At 50.4% G+C, this 23,341-nt stretch carries 26 protein-coding genes and 4 tRNA genes; 12 read left to right on the forward strand and 18 right to left on the reverse strand.

Going from position 1 to position 23,341, the window contains the following annotated elements:
• Nucleotides 1-74: 74 nt before the first annotated feature.
• A complete protein-coding gene (mdoC, locus tag ED901_RS09470) occupies nt 75-1,259 on the forward strand; it encodes a glucans biosynthesis protein MdoC (RefSeq protein WP_056778670.1) in 1,185 nt (394 codons plus the stop codon).
• Nucleotides 1,260-1,353: 94 nt separating this feature from the next.
• Here the strand turns inward: mdoC and ED901_RS09475 are convergent, their stop codons facing one another.
• Together ED901_RS09475 and ED901_RS09480 are read right to left on the reverse strand one after the other, a co-directional pair.
• Nucleotides 1,354-2,388, reverse strand: a complete 1,035-nt coding sequence (locus ED901_RS09475; RefSeq protein ID WP_122095757.1) for an HlyD family secretion protein — start codon at nt 2,386-2,388, stop codon at nt 1,354-1,356.
• 74 nt (nt 2,389-2,462) lie between these two features.
• Nucleotides 2,463-4,076, reverse strand: coding sequence for an MFS transporter (locus ED901_RS09480; RefSeq protein WP_240993905.1), 1,614 nt, complete (start codon nt 4,074-4,076; stop codon nt 2,463-2,465).
• A gap of 252 nt (nt 4,077-4,328) precedes the next feature.
• Here ED901_RS09480 and ED901_RS09485 point away from each other — a divergent pair, with 252 nt between their 5' ends.
• Complete coding sequence (locus tag ED901_RS09485; protein ID WP_122095758.1) at nt 4,329-5,108, forward strand: IclR family transcriptional regulator; 780 nt, start codon at nt 4,329-4,331, stop codon at nt 5,106-5,108.
• 14 nt (nt 5,109-5,122) lie between these two features.
• A complete protein-coding gene (locus tag ED901_RS09490) occupies nt 5,123-5,569 on the forward strand; it encodes a universal stress protein (protein WP_122095759.1) in 447 nt (148 codons plus the stop codon).
• 65 nt (nt 5,570-5,634) lie between these two features.
• Here ED901_RS09490 and ED901_RS09495 read toward each other — a convergent pair whose 3' ends face one another.
• The 3 genes from ED901_RS09495 to ED901_RS25560 form a co-directional block, all read right to left on the reverse strand.
• Nucleotides 5,635-5,892, reverse strand: a complete 258-nt coding sequence (locus ED901_RS09495) for a hypothetical protein (protein ID WP_056778659.1) — start codon at nt 5,890-5,892, stop codon at nt 5,635-5,637.
• A gap of 409 nt (nt 5,893-6,301) precedes the next feature.
• Complete coding sequence (locus tag ED901_RS09500) at nt 6,302-6,667, reverse strand: DUF2502 domain-containing protein (RefSeq protein WP_056778656.1); 366 nt, start codon at nt 6,665-6,667, stop codon at nt 6,302-6,304.
• A gap of 253 nt (nt 6,668-6,920) precedes the next feature.
• Nucleotides 6,921-7,052, reverse strand: coding sequence for a hypothetical protein (locus tag ED901_RS25560; protein WP_256370271.1), 132 nt, complete (start codon nt 7,050-7,052; stop codon nt 6,921-6,923).
• A 213-nt stretch (nt 7,053-7,265) separates the two neighbouring features.
• On the opposite strand from ED901_RS25560, the gene ED901_RS09510 reads away from it, so the two are divergent.
• A complete protein-coding gene (locus ED901_RS09510) occupies nt 7,266-7,478 on the forward strand; it encodes a YccJ family protein (protein ID WP_056778653.1) in 213 nt (70 codons plus the stop codon).
• 71 nt (nt 7,479-7,549) lie between these two features.
• On the opposite strand, the gene ED901_RS09515 is transcribed toward ED901_RS09510, so the two are convergent.
• From ED901_RS09515 to ED901_RS09525, 3 genes are all read right to left on the reverse strand, one after another.
• Nucleotides 7,550-7,813, reverse strand: coding sequence for a hypothetical protein (locus ED901_RS09515; protein WP_235533458.1), 264 nt, complete (start codon nt 7,811-7,813; stop codon nt 7,550-7,552).
• A 29-nt stretch (nt 7,814-7,842) separates the two neighbouring features.
• Nucleotides 7,843-8,118 (reverse strand): hypothetical protein, encoded by a 276-nt coding sequence (locus ED901_RS09520; RefSeq protein ID WP_122095761.1) that lies wholly within the window; start codon nt 8,116-8,118, stop codon nt 7,843-7,845.
• A 140-nt stretch (nt 8,119-8,258) separates the two neighbouring features.
• Nucleotides 8,259-8,765: a YlaC family protein gene (locus ED901_RS09525; RefSeq protein WP_056778642.1), complete on the reverse strand. Its 507-nt coding sequence runs from the start codon at nt 8,763-8,765 to the stop codon at nt 8,259-8,261.
• A gap of 184 nt (nt 8,766-8,949) precedes the next feature.
• On the opposite strand from ED901_RS09525, the gene ED901_RS09530 reads away from it, so the two are divergent.
• Nucleotides 8,950-9,426 (forward strand): GyrI-like domain-containing protein, encoded by a 477-nt coding sequence (locus tag ED901_RS09530; RefSeq protein ID WP_056778638.1) that lies wholly within the window; start codon nt 8,950-8,952, stop codon nt 9,424-9,426.
• A gap of 5 nt (nt 9,427-9,431) precedes the next feature.
• Here the strand turns inward: ED901_RS09530 and deoR are convergent, their stop codons facing one another.
• On the reverse strand, nt 9,432-10,196 hold the full coding sequence (gene deoR, locus ED901_RS09535) for a DNA-binding transcriptional repressor DeoR (protein WP_122095762.1): 765 nt from the start codon (nt 10,194-10,196) through the stop codon (nt 9,432-9,434).
• Nucleotides 10,197-10,463: 267 nt separating this feature from the next.
• Here deoR and ED901_RS09540 point away from each other — a divergent pair, with 267 nt between their 5' ends.
• Nucleotides 10,464-10,730: a hypothetical protein gene (locus tag ED901_RS09540; protein WP_056778632.1), complete on the forward strand. Its 267-nt coding sequence runs from the start codon at nt 10,464-10,466 to the stop codon at nt 10,728-10,730.
• Between the two features lie 304 nt (nt 10,731-11,034).
• Here the strand turns inward: ED901_RS09540 and ED901_RS09545 are convergent.
• From ED901_RS09545 to uvrY, 6 genes are all read right to left on the reverse strand, one after another.
• Nucleotides 11,035-11,120 (reverse strand) — tRNA-Leu (locus ED901_RS09545).
• Between the two features lie 11 nt (nt 11,121-11,131).
• Nucleotides 11,132-11,205: transfer RNA gene (locus tag ED901_RS09550), tRNA-Cys, on the reverse strand.
• A 59-nt stretch (nt 11,206-11,264) separates the two neighbouring features.
• Nucleotides 11,265-11,340 (reverse strand) — tRNA-Gly (locus ED901_RS09555).
• 147 nt (nt 11,341-11,487) lie between these two features.
• A complete protein-coding gene (pgsA, locus tag ED901_RS09560) occupies nt 11,488-12,036 on the reverse strand; it encodes a CDP-diacylglycerol--glycerol-3-phosphate 3-phosphatidyltransferase (RefSeq protein WP_056778604.1) in 549 nt (182 codons plus the stop codon).
• 56 nt (nt 12,037-12,092) lie between these two features.
• A complete protein-coding gene (uvrC, locus tag ED901_RS09565) occupies nt 12,093-13,928 on the reverse strand; it encodes an excinuclease ABC subunit UvrC (RefSeq protein WP_072158130.1) in 1,836 nt (611 codons plus the stop codon).
• A complete protein-coding gene (gene uvrY, locus ED901_RS09570) occupies nt 13,921-14,577 on the reverse strand; it encodes a UvrY/SirA/GacA family response regulator transcription factor (protein ID WP_013576296.1) in 657 nt (218 codons plus the stop codon). Before uvrY ends, uvrC begins: the two co-directional genes overlap by 8 nt.
• Before the next feature lie 791 nt (nt 14,578-15,368).
• On the opposite strand from uvrY, the gene ED901_RS09575 reads away from it, so the two are divergent.
• From ED901_RS09575 to ED901_RS09580, 3 genes are all read left to right on the forward strand, one after another.
• Entirely contained in the window at nt 15,369-15,593 is a 225-nt protein-coding gene (locus ED901_RS09575) for a DUF2594 family protein (protein WP_056778602.1), read from the forward strand.
• A 105-nt stretch (nt 15,594-15,698) separates the two neighbouring features.
• Nucleotides 15,699-15,869: a hypothetical protein gene (locus ED901_RS25090; protein ID WP_162997847.1), complete on the forward strand. Its 171-nt coding sequence runs from the start codon at nt 15,699-15,701 to the stop codon at nt 15,867-15,869.
• Nucleotides 15,870-15,872: 3 nt separating this feature from the next.
• Nucleotides 15,873-16,649 carry a helix-turn-helix transcriptional regulator gene (locus tag ED901_RS09580; protein WP_122095764.1) on the forward strand — a complete coding sequence of 259 codons (777 nt, stop codon included), beginning with the start codon at nt 15,873-15,875 and terminating at the stop codon, nt 16,647-16,649.
• Here ED901_RS09580 and leuA read toward each other — a convergent pair.
• Entirely contained in the window at nt 16,618-18,288 is a 1,671-nt protein-coding gene (leuA, locus tag ED901_RS09585) for a 2-isopropylmalate synthase (protein ID WP_122095765.1), read from the reverse strand. The two genes, ED901_RS09580 and leuA, sit on opposite strands and share 32 nt — an antisense overlap.
• Nucleotides 18,289-18,480: 192 nt before the next feature.
• Between leuA and ED901_RS09590 the strand changes: the two genes are divergently transcribed.
• Complete coding sequence (locus ED901_RS09590) at nt 18,481-20,247, forward strand: GGDEF domain-containing phosphodiesterase (protein WP_122095766.1); 1,767 nt, start codon at nt 18,481-18,483, stop codon at nt 20,245-20,247.
• Nucleotides 20,248-20,313: 66 nt separating this feature from the next.
• Here ED901_RS09590 and ED901_RS09595 read toward each other — a convergent pair whose 3' ends face one another.
• Entirely contained in the window at nt 20,314-20,727 is a 414-nt protein-coding gene (locus ED901_RS09595) for a hypothetical protein (protein WP_056778592.1), read from the reverse strand.
• A 227-nt stretch (nt 20,728-20,954) separates the two neighbouring features.
• Here ED901_RS09595 and ED901_RS09600 point away from each other — a divergent pair, with 227 nt between their 5' ends.
• Nucleotides 20,955-21,203 (forward strand): hypothetical protein, encoded by a 249-nt coding sequence (locus tag ED901_RS09600; protein ID WP_056778590.1) that lies wholly within the window; start codon nt 20,955-20,957, stop codon nt 21,201-21,203.
• A 271-nt stretch (nt 21,204-21,474) separates the two neighbouring features.
• Here the strand turns inward: ED901_RS09600 and ED901_RS09605 are convergent.
• Nucleotides 21,475-21,550 (reverse strand) — tRNA-Lys (locus ED901_RS09605).
• Between the two features lie 370 nt (nt 21,551-21,920).
• Between ED901_RS09605 and cycA the strand changes: the two genes are divergently transcribed.
• Complete coding sequence (cycA, locus tag ED901_RS09610) at nt 21,921-23,315, forward strand: D-serine/D-alanine/glycine transporter (protein WP_122095767.1); 1,395 nt, start codon at nt 21,921-21,923, stop codon at nt 23,313-23,315.
• Nucleotides 23,316-23,341 lie beyond the last annotated feature (26 nt).

Genomic DNA, 23,341 nt, shown 5'->3' on the forward strand with positions numbered 1-23,341 from the left:
GGTTACCTGAGAAAATAAACCTAAAGACAAATTACGCTCTAAAATTAGGATGAGCTGCATACAACGGATACGTGATGAAACCACAAAAACCACAACGTGAGTTCTTTTTAGACTCCATCCGCGCATATTTGATGCTGCTGGGTATTCCGTTCCATATATCATTGATTTACTCCAGTCATATCTGGGCGGTAAACAGTGCAATACCCTCGCACGGCCTGACGATCTTCAATGACGTGATCCACGCCTTCCGCATGCAGGTGTTCTTCGTTATCTCAGGCTACTTCTCATATATGCTCTACGAGCGGTATGACTCGCACCAGTGGCTTAAGGTGCGTCTTGAACGGGTCGCCATCCCGCTGGCTGCCGCATTCCCGTTGATTACCCTGCCGCAACTCTATTTCCTGATGAAGTACACCAGCAAATTTTCCGACTGGAGCACAATGGGGCTCTATCAGAAAATTAACATCACCGTCTGGGAATTAGTGTCCCATTTATGGTTCCTGTTAACGCTGGTTATTCTCACCAGCATTTGTTTTTACCTGTTTAAATTCATAAAAGAAATTAAGACTAATCGCATTCAATTAATTAAAAGCCGAACAAACAGTTTAGGAAAGCTCTCAATCTTATTTTTATTTATCGGCTTAATTTATGCGACCTTTAACCGTGCATTGTATCTTTTCGCGCCGGATTTACTTTCCAACGGTGCCTTTAACTTTATCGTGATGCAGACGTTGTTTTATCTGCCATTTTTCATTATTGGCGCTTTTGCTTATAAGTTCTCATGGTTAAAGGAACTGTTCATCAAGCCATCGGCTACCGCCGGGGTAGTGAGCCTTCTGCTGTTTGCGGTTTACATGTTCAATCAGCACGTGAACACCCCGCAGCTGTACTCGATGGAGATTGACGCCATTGTCACCACCTTGCTGGGTATCCTGATGGTGAATGTGGTGTTCTCCTTCAGCCACTATCTGTTGAACTTCCAGGCGCCGTGGATCACTTACCTGGTGAACTCCTCATTGTTCATCTACCTGATTCACCACCCGTTAACGCTGATTTATGGTGCGTTTATTACTCCAAAAATTCACAGTGACTGGATGGGATTCTGGCTGGGTCTGGTGTTCGTGTTCGGTATCGCCTTTGTGCTTTACGAGGTGCATAAACGTATTCCACTCCTGCGTTTCCTGTTCTCAGGCAAACCGCAGCATGTGGCTAAAAAGAATGAAACCGGCCCTACCCCGCCGCAAAATCAGGCTTCATGATCGTTTTATAATGCCGGACGGAAGATCAAAAAAGGCGGCCCCGCACTTACGCAGGGCCGCCTTTTTTATTCTGTTGTGATGACCGGCGACTGAATTATCGTTCGGCGGTAATGATCGTCGGAATCACTGACATGCCCACTTTAAGACGATTCGCATCGGCCTGATTGGGTTCCAGCACAATTTTTACTGCCAGACGTTGCACCACCTTGGTGTAATTCCCGGTGGCATTGTCCGGCGATATGGGAGAAAAGGTCACGCCGGTCGCCGGAGAAATACTGTCCACTTTTCCCTTCAGCACCAGGCCCGGCAGTGCATCAACTTTTATGTCTGCAGCCTGACCGGCTCTGACATCCCCTAACTGTGTCTCAAGATAATTCGCCACAATGTAGGCCTCGTGAAGCGGAACGACGGCCAGAACGCGGGAGCCCGCACTGACATAACCGCCGATGCGCAGGGAACGCTGCCCGACAATACCGTCAACCGGTGCTGTGATTTCTGTGTAAGAGAGATTCAATTTCGCTTGGGCCAGCGCCGTTGCGGCTGAATCGATTGCCGCCTGAGCTTCCGCCTGTCCGGCTTTAAGGACGTCAATTTGTTTTATCGCCGCCTGCGCCGCCGCCATATCACTTTGCTGAGCGGCCAGTTTTGATCGCAAATTCGCATCTGATTCATCCCGCGCGTCGGCGGTGCCTGAACCATTTTGCAGCAGGCGTTTATAGCGGTCAGCACTCTGGCGCGCATAGGCAATCCCGGCGCTGTCGGCGTTCACCTGCGCCTGTGCCTGCAAAATAGTTTGCTGTTGTTTTGCTAACTGGGCGGTCAGGCTGAGCATTTTGGCATTCGCCGTTTCAAGGCTGGCGGCCGCCGTCAGCACCGCATTCCGATAATCCCGATCATCAATGCGCGCCATCACTTCCCCGGCTTTCACCGCCTGATTATCCCGCACATACACCTGAGTGAGGGTGCCGGAAATCCTTGGCGCGACCAGCGTGGAGTCAGCAGAAACAAAGGCATCATCCGTGTCAGGGTTGCTTTCACCGGTCAATATCCAGAAGGCCATCCCAGCCAGCAATATCACGACGAGGGCGGCGACCAGCCAGCCCAGGCGAACGGGTAATTTTTTTATCATGATTCTTTTCTCTCATTTTTTCTTATAAAGAAATGCACATATTTTGGTGATGACGGGTTCAGGTCACTGATGGTTCAGGAACGATTGACCAGCGACTGCGGCGGATAGGTACGCTTTGGCAAAATGGCCGCCAGCAGGATCAACAACAGCGCCAGCCCGATGATCACCAGATAGGTGTCTGCCAGCCCCAGCACCAGCGCCTGCTTTTTCACCAGCCGGGAAAACTGGGTGATCACTTCGGTCGAGATCGCCGTTCCGTCGCCGTTGAGCGGTGCAAGGAAACTGCTTTCGCCGCCGTAAGGCTGTGAAAGGAGATAGCTCACGCTACCGGCGTGGTTAAGCAATACGTTGGAATGAAACTGTTCCCGGTGGCTGACAAAAACGCCCAACATCGCACCGCCCATCACGCTGCCCAGACCGCGCGTGGTGTTGAACATCGCCGAAGCAAAAGGTCCTTCCTGCGGCTGAACGACACTGGTCGCACTCATCAGAATGGGCAAAACGGCCATCGGCTGGCCGAACGCCTGCATCATCTGAATCAGATAGAAATTATCCCGCGCCCAGGCGCTGGTCATGTACGTGCCCAGATAGCAGGAAACACCGATCAGCCCCAGCCCGCAGGCCAGCACCCAGCGGCTGTCCACACGGCGGATGGTGAGAACAAACGCCACCAGCGGCGCGAGTAAGAGTTGCGGCAGCCCGATGGTCAGCGCCAGCGGCCCCACCTGAACGGCGCGGAATCCGCCGACCTGTTCCATGTAACTGGACGGCAGCGCAGAGCCCGATAAAAACAGGAACATCAGCGCAAACAACGTGATCAACCCGTGGGCTAGATTGTGGCGTTTGAGCATTTGTAATTTGAAGAGAGGCAACGGATGGTGCCATTCATTAACCAGAAAAATCGTCAGCAGCGCCAGCGCGGCAAAAAACATCAGCGTGATCAGCGGAGAGTTGAACCAGTCCAGACGCTCTCCCTGTTGCAATGACAGCACCAGAAGGGAAATGCCGCTGCACCCTGTCAGCATGCCCACCTTATCCATCTGTTTAAAACGCTCGAAGCGCAGAGGATCCTGTGGAATGCCATAACCGACCATGATGATTGCCAGAAGACAAGGCGGGATCACCTGCCAGAAAACCCATTCCCAGCCCACATAGTCTGTCCAGAGGGCGGCTAAAGAAGTGGCCATATTTGGACCAAATGTCGCAGTCAGGGCATAGGCGCTCAGCCCGTATAACTTGTAATGAGGCGGCATAAAGCGCAGGGCAGCCGTCATCAGCAACGGCGGCAACGCCCCGCCGAATATGCCCTGCACGGTACGCAAGGCAATGAATACCGGCAAATCAGGCGCGAAAGGCAGTAACGCAGCCAGCAGCAAAAAACCGAAGGTGACAAACAGCGTAAATCGACGCAGCGAAAAGGTCATGGCAAACCAGGGAGCAAGCATCATCGCCGCCACTTCGGCAGCCTGATACACACCAATCAGCCAGGAACCTTGATCGCTGCTGATACTCAACGCGCCACGTACATCGGCCAGCGCGATATCAGTGACACGATCGTTAAGGCCCGAGCACAGCGAGGCAATTAATACGCCGAGTAAACCGATCACCAGCCTCAGAGTAAAGGCCGGCGGAACGGGCTGCGCGGCACCGCCGGGGGCAGATGCAGGGGTGTCTGATGGGTTCATCATTTCGCTCATTAACATCGACGCATAATCATTGATACGCCGACCGTGGAAAGGCAGGTGTGGGGCAACACAGAGGGGAATGCGATCGCTATCACTTTAATTTCGATGCATTGCACCACAATGCGGTACATGCTTAAATACTATAATACGGTGCACTGTATTGCAATGTGATTAAAATTGTTTTCAGAGCGCCCAGCCATTACATTGGCAGTACAGCTTTGGTAAGGATCACCCGACGGTGACAAAGGAGAATTGATGGCACAGGACATAGCAGGAGATGAAGAACGCAGCGGCGGGATCCAGGTGATTTCACGCGCGGCAACCATTCTTAATGCGCTGGGGAAACATCCACACGGGATGAGCCTTGGCGCGATTGCGAATGATGTCGATTTGCCCCGCTCCACTGTACAACGCATCGTCGCAGCACTCGCCGAGGAAGGGCTGGTGCGATCCGAGGGCAGCGGCGGCGTCAGGCTCGGGCCAACGCTGCTTAAGCTGGTGTCGACGGTGCATACCGATGTCATCGCCATTGCCTCACCGTTTCTTCGTCAGCTCAGCGAAATGACCGATGAAACCGTCTCACTGGGGCGCGCCAGTGGCCGCCAGATAGCCAACATTCACAGCATTGTCGCTGAGCGGGAATTACGCGTGGTGCCAAGAGTGGGTCTGAACCTGCCGATTTACAGTACCTCCGGCGGACGGGCACTTTTGTCACTCAAAACAGATGAAGAGATCCGCGCGCTGGTCGGGGATGTGCTGGAACCGGCCACCGAACATACCGTGCGCACTCTCGATTCTCTGCTGGAAAAAATTGCAGACGTGCGTGAAAGCGGGATCTCGATGGAAAACGGTGAAACCGTAGACGGCGTTTCGACGCTGGCTGTGGCCATCGACACCATCTTAGGTCGCTACTCAGTTTCGGTGCTTTTTCCAACCCCGCGCCGTGAAGCAAAAGAAGCGCAAATCCGCGAAGCCCTGCTTGATTGCAAAAACGCATTGATTGGCGAAATTGGTAAGCTGAGCCAAAACAACTAAACCCAGGAGTGACCGTGTTTGATGTTATTTTGCTGGCCGTAGATGGCTCTAAACAATCCGCCGTTGTCGTCGATCTTGCCCGTCAGCTGGCAAGCAGCCATCAGGCAACGGTATATGTCACCTGCTGTATCGATGAATCCTATGCACTTGAAGATAATGGCGATATTCCCGGTGAAATCATCGATTATCCTCCCGCAGAAGAAGAACAAAATACTGCACGCGCTGTGGTGGGTAATGCGCTGAAAACGCTGGAGCTGGCTGGGGTTAAGGCTAAAGGGAATCTGATTGTCGGTGACGCAGGGGAAGCGCTGGTCTGCGAAGCCAAAAGAATTCATGCATCGGTGATCGTCATCGGTCACCGTCAGCTCACTGCATTTGGTCGTATAATGAAAGGCTCCGTCAGCGCTGACGTTATCGCCCATGCGCCCTGCCCTGTTTTGGTCGAAGTTCGCGGAAATTAATCCCCGGCGATAAAATGCAAAAAGCGCCGCTCTGGCGCTTTTTTTATCTCTGAGCAATCCACCTGTTAACTATTCATCAGGCCCATGGACATCGCCCAGTCATTAATGTTGTTGCGATAGAAAAACATGATATCGCTGTCCAGAGGATTCTGTTTTGATGGTGTCACCATGCCGAGGCAAGGATATTCCTGCGGGCGGGAGTCAAAAAGAAAATCTTCCATCTCTTCTTCGGTCAGAAGGGTATCACCGTAGATATTATCCTGGCGGAAATAGGCTTCAAGCATCCAGGAACGGTATTCAAAATCATTTTTAATCAAGTGCATAAGAGGAGCTCACAGTAAAATAAGTCTGACGCACCTGATGAAAAGCTTCCTTAAAATACTGAATATGAGATCAGGCACGCGTTGCGTTCGGGCCATCCATTGCTGATTTCACATAACAGAAAATTAACATATTAATTGCAGTTAGCAAGCTGCAATCCATCCTAAATGCCTGTTTACGGGCTTCATTGATTAATTATTTTAAAATGGACGTCATTTTCATAAATATTATTAATGTGTTTTTGTATTCACATATTTTTAATCAATTAATTACCAAAGTAACAATCGGCTTTTGACGTAATAAAAACGTAAAAGGAACAGAACTGACGTTAGGGATGCATTTGCATCACCACCGCCAACCCTGTTCCCAAAATTTGTTTAATTCTGTGTAGTCTGTTATGTCGCTCTTGCTTTACCAGCGACCGGGAGGTGGCCCTTCACGCCAGTGTCCCGGTGGCCCATCGCGCCAGTGCCCAGGAGGGCCGTCACGCCAGTAACCGGGTGGCGGACCTTCATGCCAGTGTTCATGGTGCCAGTAGCGGGGCGGCGGTGGCGGAGCGGGTTCGTAATACACCCAGTGTCCACGCCCCTCATCACGATAATGTTCATCCCACCAGCCCGGCGGACGCCAGTCTCCGCCATCCCAATAATATCCGCGCGGGTCGCGGTCACCGATATGCAGTGACAGCCCCGGCATGTTCACCCCCAGCTCGACGTTTGCATGCGCGAGAGCCGGCAAAGTCAGCAAAACGGCGAGAACAAGAATCAGTTTTTTCATTATAAACCTCACGACCTGCTTATCAGGTGGTGACAAATTACCTCCCGCTATCTTCCTGTTCTATAGGAATTTATCCCAAAAAAAATGTCCTTTCGCTATCCTTACATTTGCGTCAAAAAGGGCTGAGGGGAATGACTGCGCAACGCTATGTCAGTAAAGGAGATTCGGTGAAAAAAACGTGAACGCCCATAAATGCCAGACACAAAAAAACCGCCGAAGCGGTTTCTTGTTTTACTGTACTTCGGGGCAAAATTTAGATTTTGCAGCCTTCACAGTCACTTTCATCCTGAACAGCCTCAGGCACTGCTGCTGCTTTCTCAGCCGCTTTTTCTTCCGCGGACACCAGTGCAGCATCAATGTCAAAATCAAAAATATCGTCGCTCATGTTCATCACCTTAAATGTTCAAATCGCCCTCATTATAAACGACACTGGCACACATCTGACGCCTTTTTTGTGCCCTGATGACGCTTTTATTGCCCTCGCTCAGAGCACAAAAAATCACCGGAGTTTGCAAAAGTGGTTCACGGAAACCATAGTTATAGTGATTATTCTGGTGTCCCGAAGACACTATTTGCGAACTCTTACGAGGAGAACCTGATGACAACGTCAAACATCAAAGCCTGGGCCAACACCCGTGAAACCTCTCACGAAATCGCCGAAGCTATTTTTGAGCTTGCCAAGAATGATGAAACGCTGGCGCAGAAAATTTGGGAAGAAGGGAACGATGAAGTGTTACCGATCGCCTTCGCCAAAACGAAGGAAGACCATCTGTTCTGGGGTGAAGAAAAGATCGACAGGAAAAATGTCTGAGGGCTAACGACTGTCGGAGTTTGATTGGGCCCTGAGCCATGCTCAGGGCTGGCAGGAAATTTACGTCGGAGTTAGCTGTCGAATCCAAAACCCATCTGATGTGCCCACTCAAAAATCTGCTCTTTGTAGACAAACCGCGGTTCGCAAACGCCCGGCTCTCCCGGTGTCTGGATCATCACCGCGACACAAGGGTATGACAGCGGCCTGGCATCGAAAATAAAATCATCGACTTCCTGATCGGCAAACTCAGAGGTTTCACTTACCGCGCTCGCCTGGAAAATTTCATCCATTATCCACTTACGGTATTCCACTTCGTTGTTGATAAACTTCATCATTCACCTCAGCTTTTGCTCTCTCTGTATTCTCAACCGTGAAGCTCGTCGCCACCACAGCACGGACAGACTTCTGCACGGGAAACCGACATTTCAGCGAATCCGTCGCACTCCCACTCCACGCGTAACGGTTTCCCGCTGTGATCATCAGCCTTGATATAGCGATTATAGTGGAGAGCCTGCCCGGTCATGGTTTCAGTCAGCAGCAAATGTTCGCCAGCATAAATGCGTGCGACAGCCTGCGCATCCTGTTTTTCACCCGAAACGATTTTGTGAAGATGATGAATAGTCAGTTTAATTCGTTCCATGGCAGCTCCGGTAACGGCTCAACATACAGTGTGTTTCGTCCTGTGCATCGACGATTCATTCAAAAAATGTATATCCAGCCGCTATTTTATCAGAGCTGACGGGGTGACGTCATGGGTGGAAGCCATGTGAATGGGGGCAATTAGTGCGCTAGCTGAACGCTGTTCAGTGTTGAGGGCTGCTGATGCTCGAGGCGCGCCAGATCATATACATCGTAAAAATCGACAAAACCTTTGTTTTTCACGATCGACTCAATGCGGTTTTTAACTCCGGCACTCACGCTCTCAGCGCTGAGAATTTGCCGTACTGCATCTTCAGATAATTCGCGGCTGAAATACCACTCCCCGTTGTAGCAGACACGCAAATCCAGCACGCCGATATCTTCATAGCGGTAAACCGGTTTGATTTCCAGCAGCAACATAGCGGACATGAAAACCAGAAAAGCCGTGAATCCGATAAACCAGCCGATACCCATATAAGGTGAAACATACATCACAATACCGACCGCAATATACCCCACCAGCATCGCGAGACACAGCCAGGGATGTTTCACAAAAAACTCAACGTTGACGCGCGCCCTGCCGTCACGACCTTCCTGACGGTTGATACGGTCAATTTCACTATTTAATACATTTTTGATCACGTCCATTTCATAACCTCGTTGCAGTCACGACTATAATGCAATCTGATAATGTTATTTTATCATGACAACTGTTATAGCGCGTAGAGCAGTTACCGGACTCAAAACGGGAAACTGTTATAGCTGGCATTTGCGTCACTGATATTTTCATCATGGAATTCTCTCTGTTCATGTCAGATAAAAGGAGAACATCGTGGCACTATTAATCGTAGAAAGACCGGCTAAAAAACTGGTGAGTTACCGGGTGGTCGGGCCATACAAGGAGTCAATCCACAGCGGTTTTCAGCAGCTGACGAAATGGGTCGCACGACACCATCAGCCACACACAGAATGGCTGACATGGTTTCACGATAACCCCGATACCACGCCAGCCGAGGCATTGCGGGCGGATCCTTCCGTGTGTGTGGCTGATAATTTCATACTGGATGATGCTGACGGGCTGGCACTGCAAACCTTACCCGGTGGCACCTATGCGGCCTATCACACCACTATCACGGACGGGAATTTTGAACACGCCTGGCGGGAATTTTATAGCCAGTTGTTGGCCAGCAATCACTACCGGCCGGATGGCAAAGCCTGTTTTGAACATTACCTGAGTGATGGCACTAAAACCGGCATCTGGGAAGTGGTGTTTTATCAGTCGGTCGAGAAGATCCCGGCCATTCGCTGAAAGGTTCAGACATTGAGTGTGATGTCTGCCTGCTGGCAAAAATCAAGGTAAGCCTGCGGCGGTCTGGCATCGCTGACCAGCGTATTGAAACGGGCTAAAGGTGCGATCGCCGCCGGTCGCACCTGATCAAACTTACTGCTGTCGGCGACTAAAATACTCTGCGCAGACCTCTCCATCGCCTGATGTTTCATCAGCAGTTCATCAAAATTAAAACAGGTCACCCCGTGTTCGATGCTCACACCGGCGGCTGAGATAAACGCCTTCGTTGGCCGGATAAAATCGAGCTCACTGCTGCGACCAATTGGCGTAAAAATACTGTTGCTGGATTTAAACGCGCCGCCGCATAAAATCACATCGCAGTGAGGTTTTTCCTGCAGCGCCAGAAAAGTATTCAGCGAATAACAGATCGCGGTAAATACCCTCGCCTCGGGGATACTCTCGATGACATACGGCATGGTGGTTCCGCAGTCGAAAAATACCGTGTCATTATCAAGTATCAAACTGGCTGCGTTTTCGGCCAGGCGACGCTTTTCCGCCACCTGGCGCATTTTCTGTTCACTGATAAAATAATGCGTCGCCGGGTTATTTTTCGGATCCATCACGATATAACCGCCGAGCAGGATAACCGGCGCAGGGTCGCTGCTTAAATCACGCCGGATAGTCATTTCGGAAACATTGAGCAGTAAAGACGCTTCTTTCAGGTGAATTTTGTCGGTCTTTTTTAGTGCCAGCAACAGACGCTGGATCCTGTCTTCACGCTTATTTTCCATGATGTTATCTCAGCTTTCCGGTTCGCAGCCCGCCACTATACCTTCGCAGCCATCTGGCCGCAAACCGGTGCGTTGTGTGAATCAAAGAGATAATAATGAACAATAAATTACCCATGCACACCTTGAGGTTTTTCCCATTTCTTCAAATGGTTGAACGCTCCCTACACCTTGTCGCGGCTGAAATCCACTGATAATTTATTTATCGTTAAGTAACTGCCGCCTTTTTGTGCTAGACTACTGGCCGCTCTAAGTAAAACCGGAGGTTTTATGAGTTCTACCGTTGTAAACGCTCAAGACGAGTGTCCGTTGTGTCAAAACACGAATAAGACGTCGGTGAATATGTCGGCGAAAATTGTTACTGTGACCTGCACATCATGTGGCCGTTACAGTATCTTCCGCAAAACCATGGAAGAGATTTCGATAGACCGGAAGAAACGCGTCGCGCTTCAGGCGTTTTTCACCAGCCAACCGAACTACCACCTGCCTTTATCTATCCGGGCACTGAGTAATACAGAAGCACCGGGTGAATTTTAGCCCTAAAAACGCCCTTCGGGGCTGTTTTAATCTGCATTTCCTACATCTCACACTAACGATCAGCGCAAACCTCACCGGATACTCACGGAGGGAATGATTTCGTCTCAGGGCTGATAAGATGTCGTGTTGCTGTAAAAACATAAAGGCCACTCTTAGAAGTGGCCTTTATTATATTTAGACATATCGTTATCACACGCGTGTTTCTCACGATGCCTGACTGAATTTCAGACATAAAAAAACCACCCGAAGGTGGCTATAACGACATTACTACTTTATTGCTTTTGATTATTCAGCTAATTTTCCATGGTACCCGGGACGAGACTTGAACTCGTACAGCCTAAGGCCGAGGGATTTTAAATCCCTTGTGTCTACCGATTCCACCACCCGGGCTCCGGGAAAATTGGAGGCGCGTTCCGGAGTCGAACCGGACTAGGCGGATTTGCAATCCGCTACATAACCGCTTTGTTAACGCGCCTTAAATCTTACTACTTGTCTTGCACTTAAACCAATCACGAGGATCAGTTTAATAGAATTTGGAGCGGGAAACGAGACTCGAACTCGCGACCCCGACCTTGGCAAGGTCGTGCTCTACCAACTGAGCTATTCCCGCTTTAATCAGAACGTACTGATTTTTTTAACTATCTTCTGGCTCATTGCTGTCTGCCTTCCGATGCGTTGCATTCTACTGACCTGAGAGAATGAGTCAATAAAATTATCTGCATCCTTCGCTCGTTTGACGTTTTTTACGTCAGTTTGATCAGGGTTCCAGCAAATCGTGACGTGCAGCGTTCAAATACTGGAACATTGACCAGAATGTCAGCACCGCCGCGATATAAAGTGCGACCACACCGACACCTACGACGATGTTGTCCGGACGCCATAACAAGGCTACCAGCGATAGCATCTGCGCAGTTGTCTTCACTTTGCCAATCCAGGAAACCGCCACACTGCTTCGCTTACCAATTTCAGCCATCCACTCGCGCAGCGCCGAAATGATAATTTCACGGGCAATCATGGTGGCAGCCGGTAACGTTATCCACCAGGAATGGAAATACTCCGCCACCAGCACCAGCGCAATCGCCACCATCACCTTATCGGCAACCGGGTCGAGGAACGCACCGAACCGCGTGGTTTGTTTCAGGCGGCGCGCCAGATAGCCGTCAAGCCAGTCTGTCATGGCAGCAAAAACAAAAATGAGCGCGCAGGCCATCGGTGCCCATGGATATGGCAGATAGAAGGCGAGCACGAAGAAAGGTATCAGCGCAACGCGGAACAGGGTGAGGCACGTCGGTATATTAAATTGCATAGCGAAGGTAACTGTTTGTCCAGTTTAGATATTATGAGTATGTTGCTACAACGGCTTTAGTGTTTCAACGCATTATGAATCTTTTCTGCTAATGCGGTAGAAATACCGGGTACCTGTGCAATTTCCTCGACGCTGGCATTCAGTAATGGCTGGATGCCTCCCATATACTTCAATAATACCTGACGTCGTTTCGGCCCGACGCCTTCAATCTCTTCAAGTGCGCTGGTAGTCCGCACCTTGGCACGTCGCTGACGGTGCCCGGTAATGGCATGATTATGAGAATCGTCACGGATATGCTGAATAACGTGTAAGGCTGGCGAATCTGACGGTAAGGCAATCCCCTCACCTTCAGGCACAAAGAATAACGTTTCCAGACCTGCTTTACGATCGGCACCTTTCGCAATACCAATCAGTAAAGGTTTCGATTTATCCCACGTCACATCCAGCGAATGAAACACATCCAGCGCCATTCCTAACTGCCCTTTCCCGCCGTCGATAAAAATTACGTCGGGAATTTTTTTCTCATCCAGCGATTTACTGTAGCGGCGGGTCAGCACCTGACTCATCGCGGCATAATCATCGCCCGGCGTAATGCCGGTAATGTTGTAACGACGATATTCAGAGCGAACCGGGCCGTTGTTATCAAATACCACGCAGGAAGCGACCGTTTGTTCGCCCATAGTATGGCTGATATCGAAGCATTCCATGCGGTTAATTTCCGCAAGATTAAGGGTTTTCGCCAGTTCAGCCATGCGCTGATGGATTGTTGACTGCTGTGCCAGCTTGGTGGTCAGCGCCGTGGAGGCGTTAGTGCGCGCCAGTTTCAGATAACGGGCGCGGTCACCGCGCGGTTTACTCTGAATCAGGACTTTACGACCCGCTATCTGGCTCAGGGATTCAGCCAATAACTCTTTCTCTGGCAGACTGAAATCCAGCAGGATTTCGCCGGGTAGCGTTCGCATCTGGCTGCCCTGGAGATAAAACTGACCGACGAAGGTTTGCACCACTTCGCCCAGGTCGGTGCCACCAGGGACTTTCGGATAGTAGCTGCGGCTGCCAAGAACTTTACCCTGACGAATAAACAGAACGTGAAGACAGGCCATGCCGGATTCGAACGCCACACCGATAACATCAAGATCTTCGCTGTTGCCCGAGACGAACTGACGCTCAGTCACCCGGCGCACTGCCTGAATCTGATCGCGGATACGCCCGGCATCCTCGAAGCGTAAATCTTGACTGGCTTCTTCCATGCGATTAACCAGTTGCGTAACAACCTGCTGATCTTTCCCCTCGAGGAACAGACGCACGTAATCAACCTGGTCTTTATAATCCTGATCGCTGACCAAACCTTTCACGCAAGGCCCGAGACACCGACCAATCTGATATTGCAGACAAGGGCGGGAACGGTTGCTGTAAACGCTGTTTTCGCACTGACGGATCGGAAAAAGTTTCTGTAACAGCGCCAGCGTTTCACGCACCGCATAGGAGTTGGGGAACGGTCCAAAATACTCGCCTTTTGCGTGCTTGGCACCGCGATGCACGGTAATGCGTGGATGGTTATCGGCGCTGAGAAAAATCAGCGGATAGGATTTGTCATCACGCAACAGTACGTTATAGCGCGGCTGATACAGCTTGATGTAGTTGTGTTCGAGGAGAAGCGCCTCGGTTTCCGTATGGGTCACGGTGACATCGATTTGCGCAATATTTTTGACCAGAGTTTCCGTTTTACGGCTGGAAACCTGAACACGAAAATAGCTGGAAAGACGCTTTTTAAGGTCTTTAGCTTTACCTACATAGATTACGGTGCCGCTGGCGTCATACATCCTGTAGACGCCCGGTTGGCTGGTGACCGTTTTCAGAAAGGCTTTAGGGTCGAAACGCTCATCATTCACTGCCTGATAAAGTCTCCGTATTGAACAAACCGTGTCGAATAGCCAGATGGGTCAACTCAACATCGCCGCTGATATTTAATTTACTAAACATCCGATAACGATAACTGTTAACTGTCTTAGGACTCAAGTTAAGTTGTTCTGAAATTTCATTCACTTTTTGCCCTTTGGTAATCATCAGCATGATTTGTAACTCACGCTCTGATAACGAATCGAAAGGCGTTTCAGACTGCGGTTCAATCTGACTGAGTGCCATTTGTTGCGCGATATCAGACGCAATGTAGCGCTGACCCGAGTCAACCAGGCGGATAGCATTGACCACTTCCTGTGGTGCTGCACCTTTACTCAGATAACCGGAAGCCCCCGCCTGCATCACTTTTGCGGGCAACGGGTTTTCAGTGTAAATCGTTAACATGATGATCTTGATATCCGGCGAGAAACGGACGATTTTCTTCGTCGCTTCCAGCCCGCCAATACCCGGCATGTTCATATCCATCAGGACAATATCAACGTCATTGGTACGGCACCATTTCACGGCGTCTTCGCCGCATTGTGCTTCCCCGACAACTTTGATGCCTTTGATATCTTCGAGAATGCGTCGGATCCCTGCGCGCACCAATTCGTGGTCATCAACAAGAAGAACGCTAATCAAAGAGAATTCTCCAAAAAATAAGGGCGACACACCATCAGGTTCTTCCGCTGGCCTTTACACAATAAGAGGCATTAAACATTAATATGTACAGACAGCGTAGAGAAGAGAAGGTGGCAATAAGAAGCCAACATCAACTCAGTTACCCCACTAGCGCACAGCGATAGTGTTTTTAAATCAGGCATTCAGGTTATTTATTATAGCCCGCGCATTTTACTCTATCTCGCCGGCTTCACCAACAAATGTCTGCAAAAAACTAGTTTGCTGAATGTAAATGAGAACTGCCATCACCTGTATTAATGATACAGAAAAAAAGCATTTTGAATCAAACAATAAGGTCTGTATCAAGCTACATCTTTTTTCCTGTAAAAAATAATGTATTCACCATTCCTTGGGTTCAAATAACGTGTTTTAAAGAAAGGTGATTAAATCAGCAAAGCATCAATTTCATATATCTATGATATACCCAATGATTATTTGCAATAGCACGAAATGTCGCGGTTTTTATAAGAATAAACTTAGCTTTTTACATGCGAAACGTCCTGTTCCAAATATGTTTAGTATTCTGTACTGACTTCCGGGAAATGGATTTATCTCACGTTATTCGTTTCGCTAAATGTTGCATCGCCCCCTCCTTTTAACCCGCGCCTGCCCTGTCAGTGCCCTAAAACCTGCGACTATGCTAAAATGCTGTCACTTTGCACCCCGCCCTTTCGGGTCAACCTGTTAATACCCCCTTCTTTTTACTGTATAAAGTCGGGAGCGCTGCCTTGCAGCCTGCCTGAGGAGAAATAATGAGTAACTGCGATTTTACCACTGAAGCAAACGTTGAAACCCTGGCGACAGAAGTTGCCTGCCTGAAAGCCACTCTGACCCTGATTTTGAAAGCTATCGGTCAGGCTGATGCCGGTAAGGTCATGTTGAACATGGAAAAATACGCTGCGCAGATGGAAGATGAACAACAGGCAGAAATCTTCAGAAACTCCCTGCAACAAATCAAATTCGCTTACCGCCAGTAATGTTTTTCCGGAGTCTGTCGCCCGACGGACTCCGCCTTTCCAGCGCGTCCCCGCACGAAATCTGCTATAATTACGCCCTCTTATCATTTCATCAGGACAACGGTTATGAGCGAAAATAATAAAGAAAACAAAAGTAAAGCTGACGACGTTCACGTTAGTGACGGCCTTGCAGAACTGATTGAAGTTTCAGAACAACTGACTGAAGAAGAAATTCAACAGGCGGCAGAAGAAGCAAAACAGGCTGTTGAAGACGCTAAGAACCAGAAACATCACTGATTCATGCATTATAACGTTCTCGCCCCGTATCAGGCCATTGTGCCGCTGGCCATTGATTATCAGCATGGCGACAGCGAACCTGCGCACAGCCATAACTGCTCGCAACTGATCCATACGTTGTGTGGCGTTGTTGAAGTGCATACCGCGCTCGGCACCTGGATGGTTCCGCCGGGGCGCGGCGTTTGGTTACCCGCGCACGTTGAACACAGTCTGCGTTTTATCGGGGGCGTAAAAGCCCGCACTCTCTTCGTCGATCCGCTGGCACGCGCCGATTTACCGGCTCAGTGTCAGGTGGTGCAGATTTCTCCGCTACTGCGTGAACTCATTCTCGTCTCGCTGACGCTTCCTTCAGACTACCTGCCCGGTGGCCGTGATGAACGCATCATGGAATTACTGCTTGATGAACTGCGTCTCTTGCCGACGCTGCCGCTGCATTTACCCGAACCGCAAGAGCCGGAACTGCTGGCGCTGAGCCAGCATATTTGCAGTGATCTGAGTGCATCATGGGAGCTGGAGGATGTCGCGCAACGCCTCAACATCAGCAGCCGCACGCTTTCCCGCCGTTTTCAGCGCGAAACCGGTCTGCGTTTCAGTGACTGGGTGCGTCAGGCTAAATTGCTTGAGGCGCTTCAGCAATTAGCGGCAGGAAATTCAGTGATTGATGTGGCGCTGGCGCTCGGCTATGACAGCCCGAGCGCCTTCAGTGCAATGTTTCGTCGTTCACTGGGCGTTTCGCCGAGTGAGTATTTTAGTCAGCCAGAATCCCGCCCGCCGCATTAAACAGCGCCTGCAAAGAGGCGCTGGACACATCACTGTCGATGCCCACGCCGTAGCACGTTTCCCCATGCTTACCCTGACAACTCACATAAGCCACGGCCCGGCTGTGGCTCTGATGCCCTAACGTATGCTCGTGATAATCACCAATCTCGAGCTGAATGTCGTAACTACGGCGTAACGCATCCACTGCGCCGGACAACAACCCGTTGCCGCTGCCGGTAATATTCTGCTCTTCATTACGGTAACGGATACGTGCGTTGAAATGACAAACGTTCTGCTCATCGCTGCGGATGTCATAACTCAGCAGTTTCACCACCGGTTGCTCGGTCAGGCCGTAACGCTGACGGAACAGCCGCCAGATATCGCTGGTGCTCATTTCCTTGCCGTGCGTATCCGTATCCCTCTGTACGGCTTTACTGAAATCAATTTGCAGGCCGCGCGGTAGTTTCAGGCCATGATTCTGCTCGAGTAACCATGCCGCACCGCTTTTCCCAGACTGACTGTTTACGCGGATCACCGCTTCATAACTGCAACCGACATCCGCGGGATCAAGCGGCAGATAAGGCACGCGCCACACCGCATTTTCTGCGGTTTTCTGCGCAGCAAAGCCTTTTTTGATGGCGTCCTGATGCGATCCGGAAAACGCGGTAAACACCAGCTCACCGGCATAAGGGTGGCGCGGGTGAACCGGCAACTGATTACACTCTTCCACCGCCTCGACAATCGCCTGTAAATTGCTGAAATCCAGCTGCGGCGCGACGCCCTGCGTATAGAGATTCAGCGCCAGCGTCACGATATCCACATTCCCGGTGCGCTCGCCATTGCCAAACAGACAGCCTTCGACGCGATCGGCACCCGCCAGCATTGCCAGCTCGGCACAGGCGACGCCGGTTCCCCGATCATTATGCGGATGCACGCTGATGGAAACCTGCCCGCGACGGCTGAAATGACGGCAGAACCATTCAATCTGATCGGCATAAATATTCGGAGTGCTGACTTCGACGGTGGCCGGCAAATTAATGATCATTGGCCGTGACGTGCCCGGTTCCCAGACATCGGCTACCGCTTCGCACACTTCCAGCGCAAACTCCAGTTCGGTAAAACAGAAGGTTTCCGGGGAATATTCAAACGTCCAATTGGTCTGTGAATATTGCTCACAAAGCTGACGGATTTGCTGCGCGCCGCGAACGGCCAGATCCCGCGTTGCTGCCTGATCCTGATTGAAAACCACTTCGCGAAACACCGGCGCAGTGGCGTTATATAAATGCACGATTGCGCGCGGTACGTCCTTCAGCGCTTCAAAAGTACGGGCAATCAGATCTGGCCGCGAAGGTGTCAGCACCTGAATCACCACGTCATCCGGAATTAATTTGTCTTCAATCAGCCCGCGAACAAAATCGAAATCGGTTTGCGAAGCCGAAGGAAACGCCACCTCAATCTGCTTAAAACCACATTTCACCAGCAAATCAAAAAACTGACGTTTACGCGCATTATCCATCGGTTCTGCGAGTGCCTGATTGCCGTCACGCAGATCGCTTGAACACCATTGCGGAGCCTTGTCGAGTACCTTTCCCGGCCACTGGCGGTCGGGTAAATTCACCTGCGGGAAGGGGCGATATTTTTGCGACGGGTCGTTTAACATACGATTCTCCTTTTATCATGTGGGCAGCGTTAATCTTGTGTTAAATCCATAGTACGCAAACGCTATCTTTCTGCGCCTGACTAACTGACAGCAACCCTCGCAAAACGGACAAAAGAAAATGATAAATGAATGAGACTCACGCTATAGTGCATAACTAAACGCGTCCAGGTTGGCGATCAGAGGTCGTACAGAATGAAAAGGGTTCTGAATCTAAACGAAAAAAAACGGCTCTCGGCGCTGCAAAACCTCAATATTGCGGACAGCAATCCGGATGAAGTGCTTGATCTGATTACCCGCCTTACCCAACAGATTTTTGATATCCCGATGTGCCTGATTACCCTGGTGGACGAACATCGCCAGTGGTTCAAATCAAAGACCAATATGGCCATCAGCCAGACGGCGCGTGATATCGCCTTTTGCGATCACACCATTCGCTCTGCCTCCGTGATGGTGGTGAACGATGCGGAACAAGATCCGCGTTTCAGTGACAATCCGCTGGTCACCGCCGAAAAAGGTATGCGTTTTTACGCCGGTGCGCCGCTGATTACCCGCAAAGGGTTTGCCATCGGCAGCCTGTGCCTGATTGATAATCAGCCGCGCGATTTCACCGTGCAGGAGATCGAGATGTTGTCCGATCTCGCGGCCATCGTCATCGATATTATTGAATCACGCAGCTCCGTCGGTTTTACGGATATCGTGACCCGTCTGCCCAATCGCCAGCGATTGATGGAAGACATCGCAACGCTTATCAAAGCCTCTGATCACACGCCTTATTTGCTGATTCTGATCGACACGCTCGACACCTTGTATGCCTACGATATCGGCCGTGCGATCGGCATTCCGAAAGTCGAAAATATTCTGAAAGATGTCGGATCATTTTTGCGCACGGAGCTCAATGAGAACGACAAAGTCTACAGCCTGATGCTCGGGCGTTTCGCCCTTATTAAACGGCTGGATGAACAGGAAGAAACGTTCAGACAACTGGAAATCGCCGCGACCAAAATTCAGCAAAGCATTACCAGCGACATCCCGATTAACGTGCGCCTCCACGCCGGTTACACGGTATTTTCGTCCACCGCTGAGTGCGCCGAAACCATCATGCGACAAGGCATGTCTTCGCTGCATGAGGCGATAAGCCACAACCGCTTGGTGATGCCGTACCAGCACGAATCTGATGTGATTCAGTTGCGTGCGTTTAATCTGCTCAATGATTTGATGGCGACGGTGTCTTCCTGTGAGGATTTCCATCTGCTCTATCAGCCAAAAATCCGGCTGGCGGATAAAAAATTCCACGGCGTCGAAGCGTTAATCCGCTGGCATCATCCGACGCTCGGCATCATATCTCCCTCAGAATTTATTCCTCTGGCAGAAAAAACGCCGCTTATCACTCCGCTGACGAACTGGGTGATTACGCAGGCGGTGAGGCAGATTGCCGAGTGGCAAAAGCGCGGTGCACAAATTCAGGTATCGATTAATCTGACCGCCAATAACCTGGTGGAACAGGATTTGGTTCAGCGCATTCATACCGCGTTGATCCTGAATCAGGTTTCGCCCTCCATGCTGGAAATTGAGTGTCTGGAAACCCAGACACTGATGAATAATCCTCACGCCGTTGCCTCCCTCGACGCCCTGCGTCACATGGGCATCAGCATCGCGCTGGATGATTTCGGCTCTGGCTACAGCAACCTGAATTACCTGCAAAAAATACCGGCGGATACCCTCAAACTGGATCAGTCGCTGATTCAGGGCATCAGCCGCGACAGTAAAAGCAAAGTCATCGTGAAATCGATGATTGATATGGCGCACGCGCTCAGCTATCACGTGGTCGCCGAAGGCGTGGAAGACAATGACACGCTGCGTTGTCTGGAAGAGCTGCAATGTGATTCCGTGCAAGGGTTTTACTATTCGCGTCCGCTGCAACACGATCAGATTCTGGAATGGTCGAAACCTTATATTTGATTGTGCCCTTCGCCTCAGAAACAAAAAAACCGCCGCGGCGGTTTTTTTATATCCTCTGCTGAGCGGTTACTGCCCGCTTTTAAGACGAATATTGTAGGTGCCAAAAATGCTGCGGTCAGTTTCAAGATCAACGCTCTGCCCCTTCGCATCCACTGTGATGGCACCGGTGGTTTTGGTCAGCGCGCAGGCAAGACGGACTTCAACCTTGCGCATCCCATTCGGCACATTCAGGTCCACGAACTGATTGAAATGCAGCGAAGCCACGGTCTGACCATCGAGAATAACAATCAGCGGGCAGGTTTTTTCAAACGGGATCATTGACCACTGATCGATGCGATGCAATCTGATGTGCGTTTGCCCTTCCGGTGCCTTGGTGCTGGCATTGGCGAAAGAGGATTTGACCTGAAGGGTCGGTTCATAAGGATTGCTTGCGCACCCGGCTAAGAGTAAAGCAGCCAAGGCCACCAGTGTTTTTTTCATCGTTATCTCCCTGAGTTTATGCACGAATGATAGCAGCGTGCGCGGCGCGGGCAACAAAAACCGGTGGGAGTTCGGCAGGCAGGAATGAGAAGCCTGAAAACCGGGACAAATCTGTGATGTTCGTACGAAAATCAGCCACCCGAATTGCTAATCACCGCCCACTCGTATTTGATACTCTAATTAAGAGTTATCCGACCCGACGTTCACTTCAGATTCAGGAAACACCTATGTACAGCTACACACTTATCGCACCCGCCGGGATCGTAAAGACGTATGAAGACGAGTTCCGCGAAAAAGGCATTGAGCTGCTGGTGGCCAAACAAAACCGTTCAGAAATGGTGGTTTTCCGCAGCAGCAAGTTTACCGAAGAACGTGCTTTTATCACTCACGTTCACCTGCTGATTTTCAGCCTGTGCATGCGGGTACAAAAACAACTTAAAAATGGTAATAAGCCTAATACGACAATTATGTATTAATTTTTTCTATCCGAAAGAGAATGTTCCGGCCTCAGACATTGAGGCCTGACGCACCGCTCCCCGTTATTTCCCCCTCTGTATTTCGCGTCAACACGACAAATAATCTTATTCCACGATTTACAATTAACGTTCACGCTCAGCGCTTATTTATACGTGATAAAGACGGCATGATTTTTTTCAGGCATTGCCTGCTGAAAGGGTGAAGAAAAAATGCAGAGGGATAAAAATTAAAACTCGGAGGGGAAAACTATCACGTTGATTTACTGAATGTTGGTGGGTCGTGCTGGGTTCGAACCAGCGACCAATTGATTAAGAGTCAACGGCTCTACCAACTGAGCTAACGACCCAACGGGACGGATTATTCGCCTCTTGAGCGGTGATGTCAAACGCTTATCCTTACTTTCTTTGCCGTTATTCTCGCGTAAATTTGTGAAGCCCATCACACCTAAAAGCGTTATTATTCCCCCGCAGTCACGCTCATCTGATTATTTAACACGCGGTTATCCTCGATGTAAAAATTACGATACATTTCTTCGATTGGCATTTTTCATGCCCGTTATAATAAATGCGCGCTTAACATTACTATTACATCGTCAGCCCGTCGCTGTCGTTCCAGCGCCGGTCAAATTAACAACGGTTTAAAACATAATTTGTTGAAATAAAGGCGATATGGCGGAGTTCATACGCAAAAAGCAAAAAAACAGGAATCAATACAACATGCAAGAAGAGTCAAAAATCCTCGCTAAGCCGGAGGAAGAGAACGCGGAAGGTCTGCGTCGCAATCTCTCCAACCGGCATATTCAGCTGATTGCCATCGGTGGCGCCATTGGTACGGGTCTGTTTATGGGCTCCGGAAAAACCATCAGCCTGGCTGGTCCGTCTATCATCTTCGTCTACATGATCATCGGCTTTATGCTGTTTTTCGTGATGCGCGCGATGGGCGAACTGCTGCTGTCCAACCTCGAATACAAATCCTTCAGCGATTTTGCCGCCGATCTGCTTGGCCCATGGGCCGGGTATTTCACCGGCTGGACCTACTGGTTCTGCTGGGTGGTGACCGGCATTGCGGACGTGGTGGCGATCACCGCCTACGCACAATTCTGGTTCCCCGGACTTTCCCAGTGGATAGCCTCGCTGTTATGCGTTTTGCTGTTACTCAGCCTGAATCTCGCTACCGTAAAAATGTTTGGCGAGATGGAGTTCTGGTTCGCGATGATCAAAATCGTCGCCATTGTCGGGCTGATTATTGCCGGGCTGGTGATGGTACTGACCCACTTCCAGACGCCCGCAGGCACCGTCGCCTCTTTCAGCAATCTGTGGAATGACGGCGGCTTCTTCCCGAAAGGCGTCAGCGGCTTCTTCGCCGGTTTCCAGATAGCCGTGTTCGCGTTTGTTGGTATCGAACTGGTCGGCACCACCGCGGCCGAAACCAAAGATCCGCAGAAATCACTGCCACGCGCCATCAACGCCATCCCGCTGCGCATCATCATGTTCTACGTGTTCTCGCTGATCATGATTATGTCTGTCACGCCGTGGAGCCACGTGGTTGCCGATAAAAGTCCGTTTGTTGAACTGTTCGTGCTGGCCGGTCTTCCGGCGGCGGCGAGCATCATCAACTTTGTGGTGCTGACGTCGGCGGCGTCGTCCGCTAACAGCGGCGTGTTCTCCACCAGCCGCATGTTGTTCGGCCTGGCACAGGAAGGCAATGCGCCGAAGGCGTTTGGCAAACTGTCATCTCGCGCGGTGCCGTCAAACGGCCTGACCTTCTCCTGTATCTGCCTGCTTGGCGGCGTGGTGCTGATTTATCTGATCCCAAACGTGATGACCGTCTTTACGCTGGTGACCACCGTTTCGGCGATTCTGTTTATGTTCGTCTGGACCATCATCCTCTGCTCTTATCTGGTCTACCGCCGTAAACGTCCGCAACTGCACGAAGCGTCAATCTACAAAATGCCGCTGGGTAAAGTGATGTGCTGGGTCTGTATGGCGTTCTTTGCCTGCGTGCTGGTGCTGCTGACCCTGCAGGATGACACCCGTCAGGCGCTGATCGTCACGCCATTGTGGTTTGTCATTTTGGGTATCGGATATTGGTTGCGCTGCCGGAAAGCCTGAACAATGTCCTGATGTAACAAAGGAGC

Source organism: Rahnella sp. Larv3_ips (genome assembly GCF_003697865.1).
In the GTDB taxonomy this organism is placed as follows: Bacteria; Pseudomonadota; Gammaproteobacteria; order Enterobacterales; family Enterobacteriaceae; genus Rahnella; species Rahnella rivi.

What these genes read in the sequence shown, in the direction of transcription:
- ED901_RS09495 (WP_056778659.1), bottom strand. Translation starts at nt 5,892, where the DNA reads ATGCACTTGATTAAAAATGATTTTGAATACCGTTCCTGGATGCTTGAA.
- ED901_RS09595 (WP_056778592.1), bottom strand. Translation starts at nt 20,727, where the DNA reads ATGAAAAAAACACTGGTGGCCTTGGCTGCTTTACTCTTAGCCGGGTGC.
- ED901_RS09485 (WP_122095758.1), top strand. Translation starts at nt 4,329, where the DNA reads ATGGCACAGGACATAGCAGGAGATGAAGAACGCAGCGGCGGGATCCAG.
- ED901_RS09600 (WP_056778590.1), top strand. Translation starts at nt 20,955, where the DNA reads ATGTACAGCTACACACTTATCGCACCCGCCGGGATCGTAAAGACGTAT.
- ED901_RS09525 (WP_056778642.1), bottom strand. Translation starts at nt 8,765, where the DNA reads ATGGACGTGATCAAAAATGTATTAAATAGTGAAATTGACCGTATCAAC.
- ED901_RS09475 (WP_122095757.1), bottom strand. Translation starts at nt 2,388, where the DNA reads ATGATAAAAAAATTACCCGTTCGCCTGGGCTGGCTGGTCGCCGCCCTC.
- deoR (WP_122095762.1), bottom strand. Translation starts at nt 10,196, where the DNA reads ATGGAAAATAAGCGTGAAGACAGGATCCAGCGTCTGTTGCTGGCACTA.
- ED901_RS09500 (WP_056778656.1), bottom strand. Translation starts at nt 6,667, where the DNA reads ATGAAAAAACTGATTCTTGTTCTCGCCGTTTTGCTGACTTTGCCGGCT.
- mdoC (WP_056778670.1), top strand. Translation starts at nt 75, where the DNA reads ATGAAACCACAAAAACCACAACGTGAGTTCTTTTTAGACTCCATCCGC.
- ED901_RS09540 (WP_056778632.1), top strand. Translation starts at nt 10,464, where the DNA reads ATGAGTTCTACCGTTGTAAACGCTCAAGACGAGTGTCCGTTGTGTCAA.
- ED901_RS09480 (WP_240993905.1), bottom strand. Translation starts at nt 4,076, where the DNA reads ATGATGAACCCATCAGACACCCCTGCATCTGCCCCCGGCGGTGCCGCG.
- ED901_RS09510 (WP_056778653.1), top strand. Translation starts at nt 7,266, where the DNA reads ATGACAACGTCAAACATCAAAGCCTGGGCCAACACCCGTGAAACCTCT.
- ED901_RS09580 (WP_122095764.1), top strand. Translation starts at nt 15,873, where the DNA reads ATGCATTATAACGTTCTCGCCCCGTATCAGGCCATTGTGCCGCTGGCC.
- leuA (WP_122095765.1), bottom strand. Translation starts at nt 18,288, where the DNA reads ATGTTAAACGACCCGTCGCAAAAATATCGCCCCTTCCCGCAGGTGAAT.
- ED901_RS09515 (WP_235533458.1), bottom strand. Translation starts at nt 7,813, where the DNA reads ATGATGAAGTTTATCAACAACGAAGTGGAATACCGTAAGTGGATAATG.
- ED901_RS25560 (WP_256370271.1), bottom strand. Translation starts at nt 7,052, where the DNA reads ATGAGCGACGATATTTTTGATTTTGACATTGATGCTGCACTGGTGTCC.
- pgsA (WP_056778604.1), bottom strand. Translation starts at nt 12,036, where the DNA reads ATGCAATTTAATATACCGACGTGCCTCACCCTGTTCCGCGTTGCGCTG.
- ED901_RS09520 (WP_122095761.1), bottom strand. Translation starts at nt 8,118, where the DNA reads ATGGAACGAATTAAACTGACTATTCATCATCTTCACAAAATCGTTTCG.
- ED901_RS09590 (WP_122095766.1), top strand. Translation starts at nt 18,481, where the DNA reads ATGAAAAGGGTTCTGAATCTAAACGAAAAAAAACGGCTCTCGGCGCTG.
- ED901_RS25090 (WP_162997847.1), top strand. Translation starts at nt 15,699, where the DNA reads ATGAGCGAAAATAATAAAGAAAACAAAAGTAAAGCTGACGACGTTCAC.
- ED901_RS09575 (WP_056778602.1), top strand. Translation starts at nt 15,369, where the DNA reads ATGAGTAACTGCGATTTTACCACTGAAGCAAACGTTGAAACCCTGGCG.
- cycA (WP_122095767.1), top strand. Translation starts at nt 21,921, where the DNA reads ATGCAAGAAGAGTCAAAAATCCTCGCTAAGCCGGAGGAAGAGAACGCG.